26 protein-coding genes and 1 pseudogene are annotated in these 16,128 nt (G+C 32.9%); 19 read left to right on the forward strand and 8 right to left on the reverse strand.

Going from position 1 to position 16,128, the window contains the following annotated elements; all coding sequences use genetic code 11:
- The first annotated feature begins 24 nt into the window (after window positions 1–24).
- The 13 genes and pseudogenes from BG05_RS17160 to BG05_RS31585 all read left to right on the forward strand — a co-directional run bounded on the left by BG05_RS17160 (window position 25) and on the right by BG05_RS31585 (window position 8,770).
- Entirely contained in the window at window positions 25–525 is a 501-nt protein-coding gene (locus BG05_RS17160) for a GNAT family N-acetyltransferase (protein WP_002032747.1), read from the forward strand.
- A gap of 15 nt (window positions 526–540) precedes the next feature.
- Entirely contained in the window at window positions 541–1,059 is a 519-nt protein-coding gene (locus tag BG05_RS17165) for a DinB family protein (RefSeq protein ID WP_002127841.1), read from the forward strand.
- A gap of 72 nt (window positions 1,060–1,131) precedes the next feature.
- A complete protein-coding gene (locus tag BG05_RS17170; RefSeq protein WP_002013410.1) occupies window positions 1,132–2,070 on the forward strand; it encodes a DMT family transporter in 939 nt (312 codons plus the stop codon).
- 50 nt (window positions 2,071–2,120) lie between these two features.
- Window positions 2,121–2,522, forward strand: coding sequence for a GNAT family N-acetyltransferase (locus BG05_RS17175; protein WP_002127840.1), 402 nt, complete (start codon window positions 2,121–2,123; stop codon window positions 2,520–2,522).
- A gap of 248 nt (window positions 2,523–2,770) precedes the next feature.
- On the forward strand, window positions 2,771–3,571 hold the full coding sequence (locus tag BG05_RS17180) for an AAC(3) family N-acetyltransferase (RefSeq protein ID WP_129146794.1): 801 nt from the start codon (window positions 2,771–2,773) through the stop codon (window positions 3,569–3,571).
- Between the two features lie 12 nt (window positions 3,572–3,583).
- Window positions 3,584–4,273 carry a phosphopantothenoylcysteine decarboxylase domain-containing protein gene (locus BG05_RS17185; protein ID WP_033734023.1) on the forward strand — a complete coding sequence of 230 codons (690 nt, stop codon included), beginning with the start codon at window positions 3,584–3,586 and terminating at the stop codon, window positions 4,271–4,273.
- Window positions 4,274–4,456: 183 nt separating this feature from the next.
- Complete coding sequence (locus BG05_RS17190) at window positions 4,457–4,927, forward strand: tetratricopeptide repeat protein (RefSeq protein WP_003189662.1); 471 nt, start codon at window positions 4,457–4,459, stop codon at window positions 4,925–4,927.
- A 15-nt stretch (window positions 4,928–4,942) separates the two neighbouring features.
- A complete protein-coding gene (locus BG05_RS17195) occupies window positions 4,943–6,007 on the forward strand; it encodes a hypothetical protein (RefSeq protein ID WP_002142204.1) in 1,065 nt (354 codons plus the stop codon).
- Between the two features lie 119 nt (window positions 6,008–6,126).
- Window positions 6,127–6,636: a ribonuclease FAU-1 family protein gene (locus BG05_RS17200; RefSeq protein WP_001038143.1), complete on the forward strand. Its 510-nt coding sequence runs from the start codon at window positions 6,127–6,129 to the stop codon at window positions 6,634–6,636.
- Between the two features lie 251 nt (window positions 6,637–6,887).
- On the forward strand, window positions 6,888–7,478 hold the full coding sequence (locus BG05_RS17205) for a TetR/AcrR family transcriptional regulator (RefSeq protein ID WP_003189672.1): 591 nt from the start codon (window positions 6,888–6,890) through the stop codon (window positions 7,476–7,478).
- The gene (locus BG05_RS17210; RefSeq protein ID WP_033734026.1) at window positions 7,475–8,209 is read left to right on the forward strand and encodes a hypothetical protein; all 735 of its coding nucleotides are present in this window, start codon (window positions 7,475–7,477) and stop codon (window positions 8,207–8,209) included. The genes BG05_RS17205 and BG05_RS17210 overlap by 4 nt, the downstream gene beginning before the upstream one ends.
- A gap of 210 nt (window positions 8,210–8,419) precedes the next feature.
- A pseudogene (locus tag BG05_RS17215) lies at window positions 8,420–8,533 on the forward strand (alkanesulfonate monooxygenase); the annotation flags it as partial.
- Window positions 8,534–8,677: 144 nt separating this feature from the next.
- Complete coding sequence (locus tag BG05_RS31585; protein ID WP_001289319.1) at window positions 8,678–8,770, forward strand: putative holin-like toxin; 93 nt, start codon at window positions 8,678–8,680, stop codon at window positions 8,768–8,770.
- A 228-nt stretch (window positions 8,771–8,998) separates the two neighbouring features.
- On the opposite strand, the gene BG05_RS17220 is transcribed toward BG05_RS31585, so the two are convergent.
- Entirely contained in the window at window positions 8,999–9,820 is an 822-nt protein-coding gene (locus BG05_RS17220) for an HNH endonuclease (protein ID WP_000189680.1), read from the reverse strand.
- Window positions 9,821–9,969: 149 nt separating this feature from the next.
- Here BG05_RS17220 and BG05_RS17225 point away from each other — a divergent pair, with 149 nt between their 5' ends.
- Window positions 9,970–11,055 (forward strand): AI-2E family transporter, encoded by a 1,086-nt coding sequence (locus BG05_RS17225; RefSeq protein ID WP_000837889.1) that lies wholly within the window; start codon window positions 9,970–9,972, stop codon window positions 11,053–11,055.
- 222 nt (window positions 11,056–11,277) lie between these two features.
- Here the strand turns inward: BG05_RS17225 and BG05_RS17230 are convergent, their stop codons facing one another.
- Genes BG05_RS17230 through BG05_RS17255 form a run of 7 tightly spaced genes read right to left on the reverse strand, consistent with a single transcriptional unit; the run spans window position 11,278 to window position 12,434 of the window.
- Window positions 11,278–11,418: a YrzI family small protein gene (locus tag BG05_RS17230; RefSeq protein ID WP_002065956.1), complete on the reverse strand. Its 141-nt coding sequence runs from the start codon at window positions 11,416–11,418 to the stop codon at window positions 11,278–11,280.
- Window positions 11,419–11,445: 27 nt separating this feature from the next.
- The gene (locus BG05_RS17235) at window positions 11,446–11,586 is read right to left on the reverse strand and encodes a YrzI family small protein (RefSeq protein WP_000672237.1); all 141 of its coding nucleotides are present in this window, start codon (window positions 11,584–11,586) and stop codon (window positions 11,446–11,448) included.
- A 25-nt stretch (window positions 11,587–11,611) separates the two neighbouring features.
- A complete protein-coding gene (locus BG05_RS17240; protein ID WP_002013394.1) occupies window positions 11,612–11,755 on the reverse strand; it encodes a YrzI family small protein in 144 nt (47 codons plus the stop codon).
- 26 nt (window positions 11,756–11,781) lie between these two features.
- Complete coding sequence (locus tag BG05_RS17245) at window positions 11,782–11,925, reverse strand: YrzI family small protein (RefSeq protein WP_000668953.1); 144 nt, start codon at window positions 11,923–11,925, stop codon at window positions 11,782–11,784.
- A gap of 26 nt (window positions 11,926–11,951) precedes the next feature.
- Window positions 11,952–12,095, reverse strand: coding sequence for a YrzI family small protein (locus BG05_RS29760; RefSeq protein WP_003189685.1), 144 nt, complete (start codon window positions 12,093–12,095; stop codon window positions 11,952–11,954).
- A gap of 27 nt (window positions 12,096–12,122) precedes the next feature.
- A complete protein-coding gene (locus tag BG05_RS17250; RefSeq protein WP_000142704.1) occupies window positions 12,123–12,266 on the reverse strand; it encodes a YrzI family small protein in 144 nt (47 codons plus the stop codon).
- 27 nt (window positions 12,267–12,293) lie between these two features.
- The gene (locus tag BG05_RS17255; protein WP_000156202.1) at window positions 12,294–12,434 is read right to left on the reverse strand and encodes a YrzI family small protein; all 141 of its coding nucleotides are present in this window, start codon (window positions 12,432–12,434) and stop codon (window positions 12,294–12,296) included.
- 441 nt (window positions 12,435–12,875) lie between these two features.
- On the opposite strand from BG05_RS17255, the gene BG05_RS17260 reads away from it, so the two are divergent.
- The 5 genes from BG05_RS17260 (at window position 12,876) to BG05_RS17280 (ending at window position 16,068) form a co-directional block, all read left to right on the forward strand.
- The gene (locus BG05_RS17260) at window positions 12,876–13,469 is read left to right on the forward strand and encodes a DUF4825 domain-containing protein (RefSeq protein ID WP_003189690.1); all 594 of its coding nucleotides are present in this window, start codon (window positions 12,876–12,878) and stop codon (window positions 13,467–13,469) included.
- A gap of 169 nt (window positions 13,470–13,638) precedes the next feature.
- Window positions 13,639–14,019 (forward strand): GntR family transcriptional regulator, encoded by a 381-nt coding sequence (locus tag BG05_RS17265; RefSeq protein ID WP_000805182.1) that lies wholly within the window; start codon window positions 13,639–13,641, stop codon window positions 14,017–14,019.
- Window positions 14,016–14,888, forward strand: a complete 873-nt coding sequence (locus BG05_RS17270; RefSeq protein ID WP_002127824.1) for an ATP-binding cassette domain-containing protein — start codon at window positions 14,016–14,018, stop codon at window positions 14,886–14,888. The genes BG05_RS17265 and BG05_RS17270 overlap by 4 nt, the downstream gene beginning before the upstream one ends.
- Complete coding sequence (locus tag BG05_RS17275) at window positions 14,885–15,556, forward strand: DUF4052 family protein (RefSeq protein WP_033734029.1); 672 nt, start codon at window positions 14,885–14,887, stop codon at window positions 15,554–15,556. The genes BG05_RS17270 and BG05_RS17275 overlap by 4 nt, the downstream gene beginning before the upstream one ends.
- Before the next feature lie 32 nt (window positions 15,557–15,588).
- A complete protein-coding gene (locus tag BG05_RS17280; RefSeq protein ID WP_002127822.1) occupies window positions 15,589–16,068 on the forward strand; it encodes a CcdC family protein in 480 nt (159 codons plus the stop codon).
- Window positions 16,069–16,128 lie beyond the last annotated feature (60 nt).

Below are 16,128 nucleotides of genomic sequence, written 5' to 3' on the forward strand. Positions count from 1 at the left end.
TAAACTAAAAGGGGGATGGGGAAAATGATTAGATTACTTACGAAAGAAGATGCGGAAAAATATTGGGACTTACGTTTACAAGCTTTACAAGTAAATCCAGAGGCATTTGTAACAACTTATGAAGAGGCGATTCGCCAGGAAAATCCTATTAAGCGAGTGGAAAGTAATTTAACAGCTACTACTAGTTGTACATTTGGTGCATTTAATGAAGAAAATCATTTAGTTGGAGTTGTCACTTTACTAACAGAAGAGAGAGAGGCGTATAAACATAAAGGTCATATCGTTGCGATGTATGTAGATGCACAAAACAGGCGGAACGGATTGGCACGTGAGTTAATAACAAATGCCATTCAAAGAGCGCGAGATATAAAACTAGAGCAATTGACATTAGGTGTTGTATCTACAAACGAACCAGCAAAAAAATTGTATGAATCAATGGGCTTTAAAACGTATGGAATTGAAAAAAGAGCTATAAAGGTGAATGGTGTGTATAGTGATGATGAAAATATGGTGTTGTTTCTTTAAAGGAAGGATATTATCATGAAAGATCTCCATTTAGAAAAAGATATGAACCCCAACGTGGCAATTTTGTATGCAACGGTTACTGATACATTTAAACGATTGCAAAGGTTAGTCGAAGGTATTGAAAAGAACGAACTATCCTATAAAGGGTCTGAAAATAATGAAAATAACATTGGACAGCTACTTCAGCATTTAGCAGTAGTCGATTTACACTGGGTGTACCGTTTAAAAGGAGAGGGAGTTCCGCCTGCACTTGAAAATAAATATGGACCAATGTTGAATGAAATGGGAAAATTGCCTAGTTTAAGAAAGTACAAATTACAAGAATTAATGCAAGATTATGAAGCTGTGCAACATATGTTTTATGAGGAATGTATGAAACTAACAGAAAATGATTTAACACGAGAAGTTTTTTATGAAAAGGGAGAAAATGCGACTATAAGGTGGGGAATATGGCATATAGCCGATCATAATCGGTACCATCAAGCTCATATTAGTCGATTACGAAAGTTATATAGAAGTAGACCGCATGTATGATTAAATTTTTGAATATTAATTATATTCATTTTGTTATATAGTAGAAAAAGAAACTATATAAGGGGTTTTATAATGAAAGCTATTGCAGTAGGGATATTGGCATCGTTTTTCTTTGCCTTTACCTTTGTGTTAAACCGGTCGATGGACTTAGGGGGCGGGAGTTGGATTTGGAGTGCATCACTACGGTATTACTTTATGGTTCCAATGCTACTACTTATTGTCATGTATAGAGGGAATTTAAAACAACTCTTGCAATATATGAAAAACAATCCGAAAGAGTGGTTGTTATGGAGTATTGTAGGGTTTGGTCTCTTTTATGCACCGCTTAGTTTCGCTGGTGCGTTTGGACCGGGGTGGCTTGTCGCTTCGACTTGGCAAATTACAATAGTTGCAGGGATTTTGTTAACACCATTTTTTGCGGTAGACCCATTACATAAAAAACTTCCAATGAAAGAATTAGTAATGTCAGGCATTATTTTATTCGGTGTTGTTCTTATGCAAGTAGAACACGCTTCTTCTTTAGGGATTCGTGAAACCATTTTATGTGTGGTTCCTGTACTCATTGCTGCGTTTGCATATCCACTTGGAAATAGAAAAATGATGCAAGTATGTAAGGGCGAATTAGATGTCTTCCAACGAGTTCTCGGTATGACATTAGCAAGTTTACCATTTTGGTTTTTACTATCTGGTTATGAAGTATCAACAGGCGGACTACCGTCAAGTAGTCAAGTTTTCCAATGTTTTATTGTAGCAGTTAGTTCAGGGTTAATCGCAACGGTATTATTCTTCTTTGCGACAGATCTTGTAAAAGATGATCCGCAAAAATTAGCAACAGTCGAGGCGACACAGTCTGGTGAAGTTTTATTTGCATTAGTAGGAGAGCTGCTCTGGTTATCGGCTCCAATTCCGTCTTCTTTATCGTGGGTTGGAATGAGTCTTGTAATTGTCGGAATGATACTTCATAGTTATGTAGCTGTAGTTGTGAAAAAAGAAGAGAAAATAACGGCATAAAAAGATTAGCTCTTTTTCAATAAAGAGCTAATCTTTTTTCATGAGATAGGATGTTACAACGTGTTGAGCATTTAGAAATAGATCCCATTAAAAAAGTATTAAAGCATGCGACCGGTCCGAGTGAAGCAAGCTTATTTAAAGCAGTTTCAATGTATAAAAATGATCAGGCAGTGCTATATAAATATGGGAATAAGGGTTGCATAGGTATAGCGCTAATTCATACAAATAGAGCGAGAATGTGTCACATAGCTGTTGATGAAAAATATCGCAATCAAGGAATTGCACTTCAAATGATTAAAGAAATAATTAGGGAATATGAGTTAACATATATTGAGGCTGAGACAGATACAGAGGCAGTCGGATTTTACAAGAAATGTAACTTTAAGATTGAAAGCTTGGGAGAGAAATATCTGGGGGTAGAGAGGTTTTATTGTTATTTAGAGAATGAATAAAATAAATAGCTCATCATTTGTGATGGGCTATTTCATATTAGTATAAATTAAGATTGCTAGATTGAAAGTTTTTGATTGTGTTTACCTTTCTATATTTATTTTAAATTAATATACAATAATTTAACTGTTTCCGATATGATAAAAACGACAGAGGTATAGTAATTGGAATGATTAAGTTAAAAATTAAGAAAAATATGATAATATATGTATGTATTAGTTTAAAGCAAAATGGGGGAACAATCGTGAAAATGAATGACATAGTGGCGAATACACAATTTCCAAATACAATCGAAACAATTACAAATGATTTAAAAGCATTAGGGATAGAAAAGGGAATGACAGTTATTGTACATTCTTCATTAAGTTCAATCGGTTGGATATCAGGCGGTGCAGTTGCCGTAGTAGAAGCGTTAATGAAAGTTGTTACAGAAGAAGGAACGATAATTATGCCGACGCAATCTTCGGATTTATCCGATCCAAAACATTGGTCAAGACCACCTGTACCAGAAGAATGGTGGCAAATTATTCGGGATAACGTCCCAGCATTTGATCCACGTATAACACCAACAAGGGCAATGGGAGAAGTAGTTGAATGTTTTCGTACATATCCGAATGTATTGCGCAGTAATCATCCACTCAGTAGTTTTGCAGCATGGGGGCAACACGCAGAAGAAATTACAGCGAATCATTCACTTTCCATAAGTTTTGGTGAAGAATCGCCATTACGAAAAATATACGATTTAGATGGATACATATTATTACTTGGTGTTGGTTATGACTCTAATACGTCTATACATTTATCTGAGGTACGTACAGGTGCACGCGAGTTAATAAAGGTAGGAGCACCTATTATAGAAGAAGGTATAAGAGTATGGAAAGAATTCGTTGAAATGGATTACGATTCTGATACGTTTGTAGAAATCGGAGTTGAATATGAGCTTAAAGGAACAGTTACGCGTGGGAAGATAGGGAATGCGACGTGCCGTTTTATGAGGCAGCGTGATGCAGTTGACTTTGGAACAGAGTGGTTTCGTGCGAAAAATCAGTAAGGGATGGTTATTATGCAGGAGAAAAAAGTATTAATTACGAGCGGCGGCTGCCTAGAAAAATGGGATCAAGTACGTGGACATACAAATTTAGCAAAAGGTACGATTGGAAGAATTAGTGCGGAAGAGCTAATGACAAAGGGCGCACATGTAATATATTTGCATGGCTATTTCGCTGAGAAGCCAATGGATGTAAATAACCAATTAGAATTGCACCCATTTGAGGGGATTATTGATTTACAAGATAAGATGAAAAGTATTATTACACATGAAAAAGTAGATGCAGTTATTATGGCTGCTGCTGGCTCAGATTGGGTTGTCGAAAAGATTTGTGATCCAGATGGAAATGTTCTTAATATGAACGGAAAGATTTCAAGTGACATCGCTCCAATTATTCATTTTCAAAAAGCGCCAAAAGTATTAAAACAAATAAAGAGTTGGGATCCAGAAACGATACTCGTTGGCTTTAAACTTGAAAGTGACGTAAATGAAGCAGAACTTATTGAAAGAGCAAGTAAAAGAATGGAAGATGCAAAAGCAAGTGTAATGGTAGCAAACTCACCGCATTCTTTATATTCTCGCGGTGCTGTGCATCACGTTATTGGACAAGACGGTAATGTGAAGTTATGTAATGGGAAAGATGAAACTGCAAAAGAAATTGTCAATATGTTAGAGCATTTATGTAATCGTATCACTGCGATGTAAATTTAAGCTTTTAGAAAGAGATGCAGTCGCATAGTATGTAATGGAGTTAATATTAAATTAGTGGGGGAACTTAGCCCTCACTAATTATTAAATTGAGTCAATGGAATAAATAGGCCATTAGCTGCTCGTAAATGTGTAATACATGATATATGCATAATGAACATTTTGTGAGGAGTGGATTGTATGGAACATTTATTAAAGCAAGCTATTAAACTTAGAAATGAAAAGAAATATGCGCAGTCTAGAGAGATACTTATAGGATTAACAAACTTTACGAGGGATGCAGAAGTACTATATCAATGTGCTTGGATACATGATGTAATGGGTCTTGAAACGGAGGCGGTTCCGTATTATGAACAGGCAATTGCGAACGGACTTGATGGTGAATCCCTTTGCGGTGCGTATATCGGTCTTGGCAGTACGTATCGTTGTATAGGGGAATATGATAAAGCGATTACTTTATTAGAAGCAGGGATAAAGAAGTTCCCGGAAAATGACGTGATGAAAGTGTTTTTATCATTAGCAAAATATAACGTAAACGAACATGAAGAAGCGATGAAATTACTGTTAGAGACAGTTGTGAAAGTAGATGAGATAAAAGAATTTGAACGTGCTATTTCATTTTATAAAGACCATTTAAATGAGGTTTTTTAATAGAGGAGAGAAAGAATGAATCCATCAATTTCAAGAAGGAAAAAAGGCATTTGGATTGGACTCGTATCTTTAATTATGTTATCAAACTATTTATTGTATGCCCTGCCAATAGTGCCAGCTGCCCCGAAAGAAGTAGTCCTCGGTTCATTATTAGATTTTATGTTTGTAATTCCAGTCATCACATATTTCTTTATTATACGGAAAAGATATTCGTTAACGTATATGTTTCCTGTAGTTATAGCTGGATATGTATTCGCAAGATTTATAATTCCTAGTGATTATTTACAAGCTTTTTCATTTGTTTCGTATGTAATAGTTGCTGGAGAAATTGTGTTCGTATGTTTTGAACTGTTTCTTATATATAAAATTATAAGAGTACTTCCTAAAATAATAAAACGATATAAAGAATATAGAAGTGAGTATTCTTCATTTTCTTATGCGATTGATGCAGCGTTTGATGCTACTATGAAAAGAAGTAAGGCTGTAAGTATCATTCTTACTGAGTGTAAATTAATCTATTATGCATTTTTATCGTGGCGTGAAAAAGTACCAGATGGTGAATGCACATATTCCTATCACAAAAAGACCGGCGCTATAGGTGTTTATATTATGATTATTCACGCAACAGTAATTGAAAGTATCGGTTTTCACTATTTACTTCATCAATGGAATCCAGTAATAGCTTGGATTTTACTCATACTAAACGTATATGCGATGATTTATTTTTTAGCTGAAATACAAGCGATGCGTAAAAATCCAATTGTCGTAACAGAAGAACAAGTTATCATTCAAATTGGATTAGGAAAGAAAGTTGTATTGCCATTTACACAAATTGATAATATTGCATTCTACAAGGGGGAATCCCTAACAGCAAAAGAAGAAAAAGAGGTGCTGGATGCAACTGTTATGGAGTTCATAAAAGAACCTGCTACTTTTGAAATAACGCTAAAAGAGCCAGTGAAAGTGCAGTTGTTGTATGGATTTACTAAAACAGTAAGTCGTGTTCACTTAAATGTTGATGAGAAACGAAAATTTTATGATGCGGTTACTGAAAGGTTAAAACATATGAATGGTGGATAGTGAAAAACTCCTTCTAAATAAGAAGGGGTTTTATTGTGTAATTGTAGACCGTACACTTCTTTATCGCTATATAAACGGATATAATTAAGACTAGAAATAGCATAAGGGGAAACAAAAAAATGAATAAATTACGAACACCTAAAAGTGAAATTATAGAAAGGAAAATCCGATATGACTCGACAATAGTAGATCACAATTGCTTAATACTTGAAAAGAAATCGCAAAGTATCGTGTTATTTTATGAGGTTCAGTATTCATTTACGATGAATACAAATGATTCGAGTTTAACAATCCCAAAAGGAAGTTACACCATTGCATACTACTGGGAAAATCGTCCGTACAATTTATACATATGGAGAGATAAGAACGGAATGTATTTAGGCGCTTATTTTAATGTTGTAAAAAATACGCAAATAACAGACGAACTAGTGTCATTTGAAGACTTAATTATTGATATTATGGTAATGCCAAGTGGAGAATGTTTTATTTTAGATGAGGATGAGTTACCTGAGCCCTTAGAGAGTTTTGAAGGTGGCTATGTGGATGAAGCTCTTTATGTATTAAAGGAAATAATTCAAAAGTCGCTTCCTCAAATGATTGTAGAGACAGAAATGGTGCGGCTAAAATAAAGTTTAATCGATTTGAAAAGAGAATACGTGTTTAATGAAAATGAGTAGTCTCAAGTTATATGATCTAACTTTTTTGATAAATCTAAGGTTAGAAGCATATTTCTTGGGATTACTCTTTTTTTGTAGGAATTTTGTTGCTTAGTTTCTAAATTGATTTTTAAATTTATCAAATAAGATTGACTGAATCAAGTTCAGTCGTTTATGATTGAATCAGATTCAGTCGTGGTAAAAAACATAGTAGGAGATGACGTATGAAAAGAATATCAAAAGAACCCGATATAAGACGCCAAGAGTTAATGGATATTGGTTTTGAACTATATATGAAAAATGGTATGGGAGGATTTAGCATAAAAGATGTTGTTAGTCGGGCTGGTGTAGCAACAGGGTTGTTTTACTATTACTTTAAATCTAAAGAAGATTTTGTTGATGAGACTTTAAATAGCTTCATTGTGAAAAATATGGAGTTAATTGAAGAAATACTTATTTCAAATGAACGGTCTGTAATGCAGAAGATGAAAGATTCTCTAGATATATTTTGGACATTTATTGAAAAATTAGCACCCTATAAAAATGTGAGTTCGTTTCAGACGGAACAACATTTTCAACTGGAACAGAAATTATTCACACGAATTCAACCATTAATTCGACAAGTAATTGAAGAAGGAGTGAAAACGGGGATTTTTTATACTGACAACTCCTCATTAGCTTCTGGATTTATTTTATACGGTCTTAGCAGTGTTGCTCATTCAGAAGTAAAGTTGAATCTAGATACGAAGCAAGAAATGGTTAATTTAGTATTAACTACACTACGATACGATCAAAAAGAAGGTGAATGTATATGAAGATTATTATCGATGGAAACAATATTTCGCAAGAGCAACTTACAAAATGGAAAAGAGAACGTATTAAAAAAGCATTAAATACATTAGGACATAAAGGGCCTGAAATAAATGATACAGACGTCATGATAAAAAAGCTAACGGAAGTAAAGTTGAAATATTCATATAATGAAATGTATGATAAACTGAAATCAAAACTTAGATTAAGTGGAATAGGTATGCGTATCTGTACTGTTTTATCTGGTGATAGACGAAAATTTTCAAAAACAAGCATCTATTTAGATGGGATTACAGCAGAAGAAGCTATAAATGGAATTGATAGTTTTATGCTTGAACAATCACGTGAAAATAATCAAGTGAATTTATCGGCTTGTCCTGATCACTATGTACTAATCCCCTTTGGGGAAAATGAATTAGAGGTTATCGAAACTACAGGTAATTCTCCGTTCCCAGTTCAATTTTTCATTGTTTTTGGTGACGAAACGGGATTGAAAACACCTAGAGATAAGTCTTACCAATACCAATCAACAGGTGTTGCACGTATGAAAGATGGTACTATTATTGGTGGAGTTCGGCATCAATTTAAAGATATTGATACTGGGATAGAAGTAAGTCTAGTTGTTGAGTTCCCAGCACTTTGTCCTAATAGTCTTATTAAATCACATCAAATGCATTTAGCATGTGAGTTTTCTTATTGGTTACAGCGGATTAAGGACCATAAAAATAGTAAGTGAAAAATACCTTTCAAATAAAGAAATATACAATTTTTATGAATATAAATCGAACTGTATTTCAAACAAACAGTAACGATGTTCAAACGAATCATATGTGTCTTTAAATAAAGACTAGTTAACTTATAGGAAATGTTTTTATAATATGTAGTTAATTCTATAACGTATCGCTGATTGGAAAAACCGAATCCATTCATTTATATGAATCAGTTCAAGGAGGGGGAAGAAGTGGCAGAACTGTTATTCCCTTTATTAAAAGACGAGAAGCAACAAGAAAATAAAATCGTTGGTGAAATGATAGCTGATGCATATGCTTTAAAAAAATAGTGAGAAATAAAAAACTCGCAAGTTTTTAAGCTTGCGGGTTTTCATCGTAAACAATTAATAAATATGATAAAATTAAGAGGTAACTTATGGTACGGTTGGTTGTTCAATTATCACTTCTCCAAAGTAGGAGGGGGGTGATAATTCGTGAGTGAAATTGCGTTGCTGCTGCAAGGTGGACTGTTTCTCGTTGCATTGTTAACGTTTATTGTCGTCTTAATTGACAAGCTCAAAAAATAACAACCCACCTATGCCTATAGAAAGTGGGTTGTTGTGTTTGTACGAAACAAATAGGATAAATGAACAATCCAATCTGCTAAGTTACGTGGACTAGTGTGTAGCCGCACACTAGTCTTTTTTATTTATATACAGGTTTTAATTGTTTTATGTGATTGTATTGTTCTTTTCACACTCATTATAACACAGTGTCTTTTCATGAAGAAAGGAGACCGTATGTTCCTATATGGATTAAATAGAACGTGTAGTTTCTTTAAATAGCCCATCCATATACTGTTTTAAACTTTCCACAAAAAATCCTTTTTTGTCTACATTATTTACGCCGACAATTGGTGATGGAAGATTGTATCTTTTTTCTGATAAATGAACAACAACATCAAAAATATCAAATAGGCGAATGAAGCAGAATAGACCGTCTTTATCACTAAGTAAAATAAAGTAATGGTTTTCGCTCGTTGTATTTAATGTATTCCATAAAGAGCTTTTGCTTAAGTCACGAACGATACTCTTTTCCTTTAATTCCATGAAATCGGCATTTAATAGAATGGTAGAAATATCAATCGCATCTGGATCGTCAAAGTAGCCATCAATTGTTTGTACAGCAAAAGTATAAGCCATTTTTAATACACTCATTTTATATTTACGGTTATCTAAAAGCAATTCACGTTGAATAGAACTAGCTACTTTTGTTACGCGCTCTTCTTTCCAAATTTCATTATGTAATGAAATATCGTGCTTTTTACATAGTTTCATAATTAATGCATTGGAATAAAGTATCTCATCACTTACTTCGACTACATCTGTCTCAGCGGCTGCTAGCTCCTCACCATGTTCATTCGTATAGAGAGGGGAATCGATTTGTTTTTTCATTTGCTCAATCTTATATTGACTTAATTTATGTCTAATTAAAGGACGATCAATATTTGTTGTCATATGTTCATGACATGAATCACAAATTGAATTTATGAAATAATATCCACATAATATCTCTGGAATGACATATTGTTCACTAAGTTCTTTCGTATCTTTTCTGCAAATGATGCATTGTGTCATATTTATCACCTTTACCTGCAAATTTGTCTGTAATCTCATTGTAGTGTATTTAATGGGATTTTGGAATATTGTAAAGGAAAATATTATGTGAAATCTAAGTTTAATTTGGTACAATGAAGAGAAGTGCTAGTTTAAAGGAGGACGTTTTTTTGAAATCGAAAGTGCACTTTTGGACATTAGAAGTGCTGATGGTTGTAGGAATTATATTTATTTGCACAAAAATATCGTTTCTATTTCAACCGATTGGTATCTTCATATCAACATTATTTTTCCCAATTTTAATCGCGTTATTTTTATACTTCATATTTAACCCATTGTTAGTCTTTTTGGAGAATAAAAAAGTACCTAGAGGTTTAGCGATTTTACTACTGTATCTTTTTATCATCACATTAACTGGAGTTGCTATTGGAGTAGTTGTTCCAACCATCTCACAACAGTTAATGGATTTAGTAAAAAATATGCCGACTTACATAAAAGAGGGAAAAGTATACATACAAGATCTATCCCATCATAGATTATTTGAATGGCTATCTACACAAAACTACGTTTCCATTGAGACAATTGAGAAAAATGCAATTGAATACTTAAAGGAAATACCAAACACACTTACGTCGAGTGCAACGGCTTTATTTGGTATTATCACGAACGTGGCGTTAGTTATCTTTACAGTACCGTTCATTTTATTTTATATGTTTAAAGATGGACATGCATTTCCAGGAAAAGCTGTTAGTGTATTACCAGAGTCTTACCGTGAAGAAGGACTTCGTATCATAAAGGAAACGAACGAAACATTATCTGCATATATTCAAGGTCAAGCGCTCGTTTGTATGTTTATTGGTGCCTTTACATTTACTGGTTATTTAATCATCGGTTTACCGTATGCTTTCGTTTTAGGAATTATCGCAGCATTTACAAATATAATTCCGAACTTAGGTCCATTTATCGGAGCAGCACCAGCTGTCATTATAGGTCTGTTCGTATCTCCGATGCAAGCTCTGTACGTAATTATTATAGTAACAATCGTACAACAGTTTGAAAGTAACATCATTTCACCGCGTATTATGAGTTCAAAATTAAATATCCATCCGTTGACAATTATCATCCTTATTTTAGGGGTAGGTAATTTCGCGGGAATTATCGGAATGATTTTAGCAGTACCAGCTTATGCGGTAACAAAAACAGTTGTTTCGAACTTAGTGAGATTGTTTAAGACGAAACGAAGTAAACGGAAATAGAATATGTTGAGAAAGATACACCGCTTAATAAAAAGGGGTGTATCTTTTATTTTTTAGTGTATGAAATACTTATTATTGTATATTTTTTACACATCAAATCAGGCGGTGAATTTTTGTTAAATGAACTATGTGGAATCCCTCTGAACTATCCAAATCATTTCTTTACACCGCGTTATTAACATCATAATCGACTCCTTTCATTTCTAATATAAGTTCAAACAATTATAAGTGAGTGTAGTACTTGCTTCTACGATCACGAATTTCATCTATAATCTTTTTATACTGTTCCTCTTGTTTTACTTCATTTGCAGATATAGTTTCTTTTTGAATCGTAATGGTTAAAAAGAAAAGGTGAAACTTCATACATGAATTCCTCCTTTCGAATAGGAATTACAGGTGACTACAATAATGACTTTGTCGTTCTTTTACGTTGTACATAGCCTGCTCAATTTGTCGGTCATGAAGCATATCAGACTCAGACAGTTTGTTTTTTTGAATGGTAATTGTTAAAAATAATACTCTGAATTTCATTGGATATTACCCCTTTATAATTTATTTAGTAAAGACGATTGTAATAAGAGGACTGACGCTCTTTCACATCATCCATAATATTTTTAATTTGTTGTTCACGAGAAATTTCATCTTTTGAAAGTTTACGCTTTTGAATGGTAATCGTTAAAAAGAAAGCTTTAAATTTCATTAGGATATTACCCCTTTATAATTTATTTAGTAAAGACGATTGTAATAAGAGGACTGGCGCTCTTTCACATCATCCATAATGTTTTTTATTTGTTGTTCACGAGAAATTTCATCTTTTGAAAGTTTGTGTTTTTGAATGGTAATTGTTAAAAAGAAAGCCTTAAATTTCATTAGGAAATTACCCCTTTATAATTTATTTAGTAAAGGCGATTGTAATAAGAGGACTGACGCTCTTTTACTTCGTCGATAATAATTTTAATTTGTTGTTCACGTAAGATTTCAGCTTTTGAAGATTTACGTTTTTGAATGGTGATAGTTAAAAAGAAAGCTTTGAATTTCATTAGGATATTGCCCCTTTAAAAAAAATTTTAATACATTTGTGTATAATACGAACTTTTAATGTCCGTTATTTTATCCATAGTTTGTTTTAATTGTTGTTTACGAAAGATTTCAGCTTCAGATAACGTTTTTTTCTGAAGTGCTGTCGTAAAAAAGAAAATATGAAAAGTCATGGACGAATTCCTCCTTTCGAAAAGGAATTACAGGTGATCGCAATAAAGCACTTGGCGCTCCTTAACATCATTCATAGCTTTTGTAATTTGCTCATTATGAAGAATTTCAGCTTTGGAAAGTGTATTTCTTTGAATCGTAATACTTAAAAACAATACGCTAATAGTCATCGAATGTTGCTCCTTTCTTTAAAAAATAATGTATGAGACTAAAAAATCGCACGAAAAAGCCACAGGAAGATATCGTTTTCCTATGGCTGGGCGTGAAAAAGCCACAGGAAAGTATACGACCTCCTGTGGCGAATTTATGAATTAATAGAAATAAAGTACGATTTTCAATTCTCCGTTAGGGTGGTCGAATTCATATTTAATTGTCCGAAAAACACAGGTGCAGTTAACGCTAAAGTTAAAGCATGTAATTGTAATTTCATCATTTCCTTCGACCTCCTTTTAGAATATTTTTCTTACGTTAGTAATTATATACAATTAATGGATAATTGTAAACGTAAAAAGTGAAAATTTTTAATTTTGATTAAAATGCGTATATTTAAAAGGGCTTTTTAAAGGATACATTGTATGGATTGGATAATAAATAGAACGTGGGGGTGTCTAATGAAGTATATGAATAGAATAGCAGGTGTTATGCTAACAATTTTATTAGTTGTTACTGCTTGTTCTAATGGGGAGCAAATAAAAGAAATATCACATATTGAACCTGGGGCTTTTAAAAAATATATGGGGACATACGTTGGAAATAATTCCGATGTGTTTGCGATTGTTACAAACTTACCTGGTGGTGAAACAGTTCAAGGTATAAATTTGAAAAATGAGAAGATCGCGGTGAAATACGGTGAGAAAAAGAACGGTAACTTAACAGAAGATATCATTGAGACGTATTGGTTTGACGAAAAGGATACGATGAAAAAGAACTTTCTCTTTAATGCTATTTATCTTGCAGTTTTAGTACCGAATGCGAAAGGGTATGAGTTTCAGATTGAAAATCAAAGTTTTGCATTAAAAAGAGAAGAACTTTTACCCATACTGTATAAAGAATTTAATGATTTGCCAAAGGATGATCTTATATGGAATAAGGGAATCGTAATGAATTTCTTTTACGGTAATCAAGAAAAAATAGAAAAGCTAGTTAATAATAAAGATTTTCGAAAGCAATTTTTTAATGAACATCCTGTGCGGAAATCTAAGTGATATGGAGGAAGATGTGGTTATTTTATGATTGAAAATACGGACATTTTTTTAAGGGAGTCATTCAGTATTGAATGATTCTTTTTTTGATGAAAATTATGGAAAAAAATATAACGTTGTGCTATGGTTAATTGCATAAGTAATGAACCTATGAACCTAAGGTGGTGAAATCGTGAAACCTACTCTAGAACAAAATAAGTTAATATACATACAAATTGCAGAAACAATTGAATCTGATATTTTAAAAGACATATTACTTGAAGAAGAACAAGTTCCGTCGACAAATCAATTTGCGAAGATGTTACAAATTAATCCGGCTACAGCTGCAAAAGGAGTAAATCTACTAGTAGATGAGGGGATTTTATATAAAAAGAGAGGGATCGGGATGTTTGTTACAAAGGGAGCAAAAGAAGTCGTACTAAAAAAAAGACAAAATACTTTTATGACCGAGTATTTACCTAAAGTGTGGGAAGAAGCAAAAGTACTAGAAATATCAAAAGACGAATTGATGGACATGATACACAAAATTACGAAGGAGGGGAAAGAGGGATGATTGCACTTGAAACGAAAAACTTGTCTAAAAAATATAAAAAGAAATTAGCTGTTAACGAAGTAACTATTTCATTGGAAGAGCATAAAATATATGGTTTGCTTGGAAGAAACGGAGCGGGGAAAACAACTTTATTAAACATACTCGCAGGTCAGATTATTTCAAGTAGTGGAAGCGTATCTGTATTTGGTGAAAATGTATTTGAAAATAGTAAAGCGATGCGAAATATTTGTTTCGTAAAGGTGAAAGAAAACATTAATTTAAGTAGTAAGGTAAAAGATGTTTTTTATTTGTGTAACATGTTTTATGAAAATTGGGATCAAGAATATGCTGAGGAACTTATTAAAAAATTTCAATTGAATGCAAAAGAAAAATATTATGATTTATCCCATGGTATGCAAACAATTGTTGGTATTATTAAAGGTTTAGCTAGTAGAGCACCAATTACTATTTTTGATGAGCCGACTACCGGTTTAGATGCAGCACATCGAGAGTTGTTTTACGAATTATTATTGGAAGATTATAGTGAATATCCACGAACAATCATCTTATCAACACATTTAGTTGAGGAAGTGTCCCATGTTATAGAAAATGTAATCATATTAAAAGAAGGATCATTAGCTGTTCAATCCTCTGTGGAAGATTTTTTAGAAAAAGGACACATAATATCAGGACATAAAGATAAAGTGACAAATTTTTTAATGGGGAAAAATGTTGTAAAACAAGAGTTGTATGGGAATAAAGAGATTTCTGCGATATGGGGAGATCTTTCTGCTAGAGATTATGAGCTAATAGAAACTGAAGGGTTAGAAATAGACAGAGTAACACTGCAAAAACTATTTATTTATCTAACAGATAATGAGGTGAAATGAAAATGCTTTTAAAACAATTAAAGTTACATATGAAATTTCATTATAAGGCTATTCTTATCTTTTGGTGTGTGGCATTACTTATAAAATGGACAACAACTGCAACTGATATAAAGGGACTAAAGGTAGCATTTTTACATGATATCTTCAATAATTCATCTATTGCAATTGCAATATTTATTGTGGCAAGTGTTTTTCTTGTTCAAGATGACATATTTCGTACAGTTGTCTCATTTGGCGTTACTAGATTACAATTCTTTATTGGTTCAGTATGTTTTATCATATTACAATCAGTAATTTTTTCATTTCTACAAGTTTTGCTTTTACAAGGTACATTTTATGAAACGAAACATATAAATTTAGGAGCACATACAATCGAACAATTCTTTGCACAGTTCGTGTTCTATCTATTATTAGCTAGCTTATTTCAATTAACAACTATTTTTCAGAAAAGATTTAATTGGATAGGCTTTGCTTTTAGTGTGATTTTTTTCTTGGGGTTGACGAGTACAATTTATGGTAAGGTAGGTTTGAAAGAATTGGTATTTATTGATAGTAAATCGTTAATTGATATACCCAATGTTATATCAATTTCGATAGTACTTATTTTAATATACTTTATAATTAGCGCTCTATTTATTCGTAAAGTTTCTTTTGAGGATACGATTTAAGCACAAATACTTTAAGAGAGAAGGAAGACTGTATGGGAGATACTTCTTCACTAATAACCGTCTTTTTATGCGTGGCACTGCTAATTTTTTGGCGACGATATCGTTCTATGTATAAGCCGATAAAGGGAACGGGAAAACGTATTTTGTGGCCATTACTATTTTTAACACCGGGTATTTTATTGTTTTTTGGTCCAGTACATCCAGCTATATTACAAGTGACTATAGCAGCATCCATTGGGGTGATTTTCGCAATCCCACTTATATTTCTAACAAACTATGAGCGAAGAGAAGACGGAAACATTTATACGAAAAAAAGTGCTGCCTTTTTAATTACTTTTATCGGAATTGTTATTTTAAGATATGGTTCAAGACAATATATTGTTGACTTAGATCAGCAAACAATAGGTTTATTATTTTACGTAGTTGCAGTATCGTATATTATTCCGTGGAGAATTGCTTGTTATATAAAGTTTAGGAAAGTTTGGCGAGAAAATAATAACCATGCTATATGAAAACTTCTCAAATGAGAAGTTTTTTATTTTTATATGCAAGCAAAATAATTTGTTGAGGTT

Origin of the sequence: Bacillus mycoides, assembly GCF_000832605.1 — a bacterium.
Taxonomy (GTDB): Bacteria; Bacillota; Bacilli; order Bacillales; family Bacillaceae_G; genus Bacillus_A; species Bacillus_A mycoides.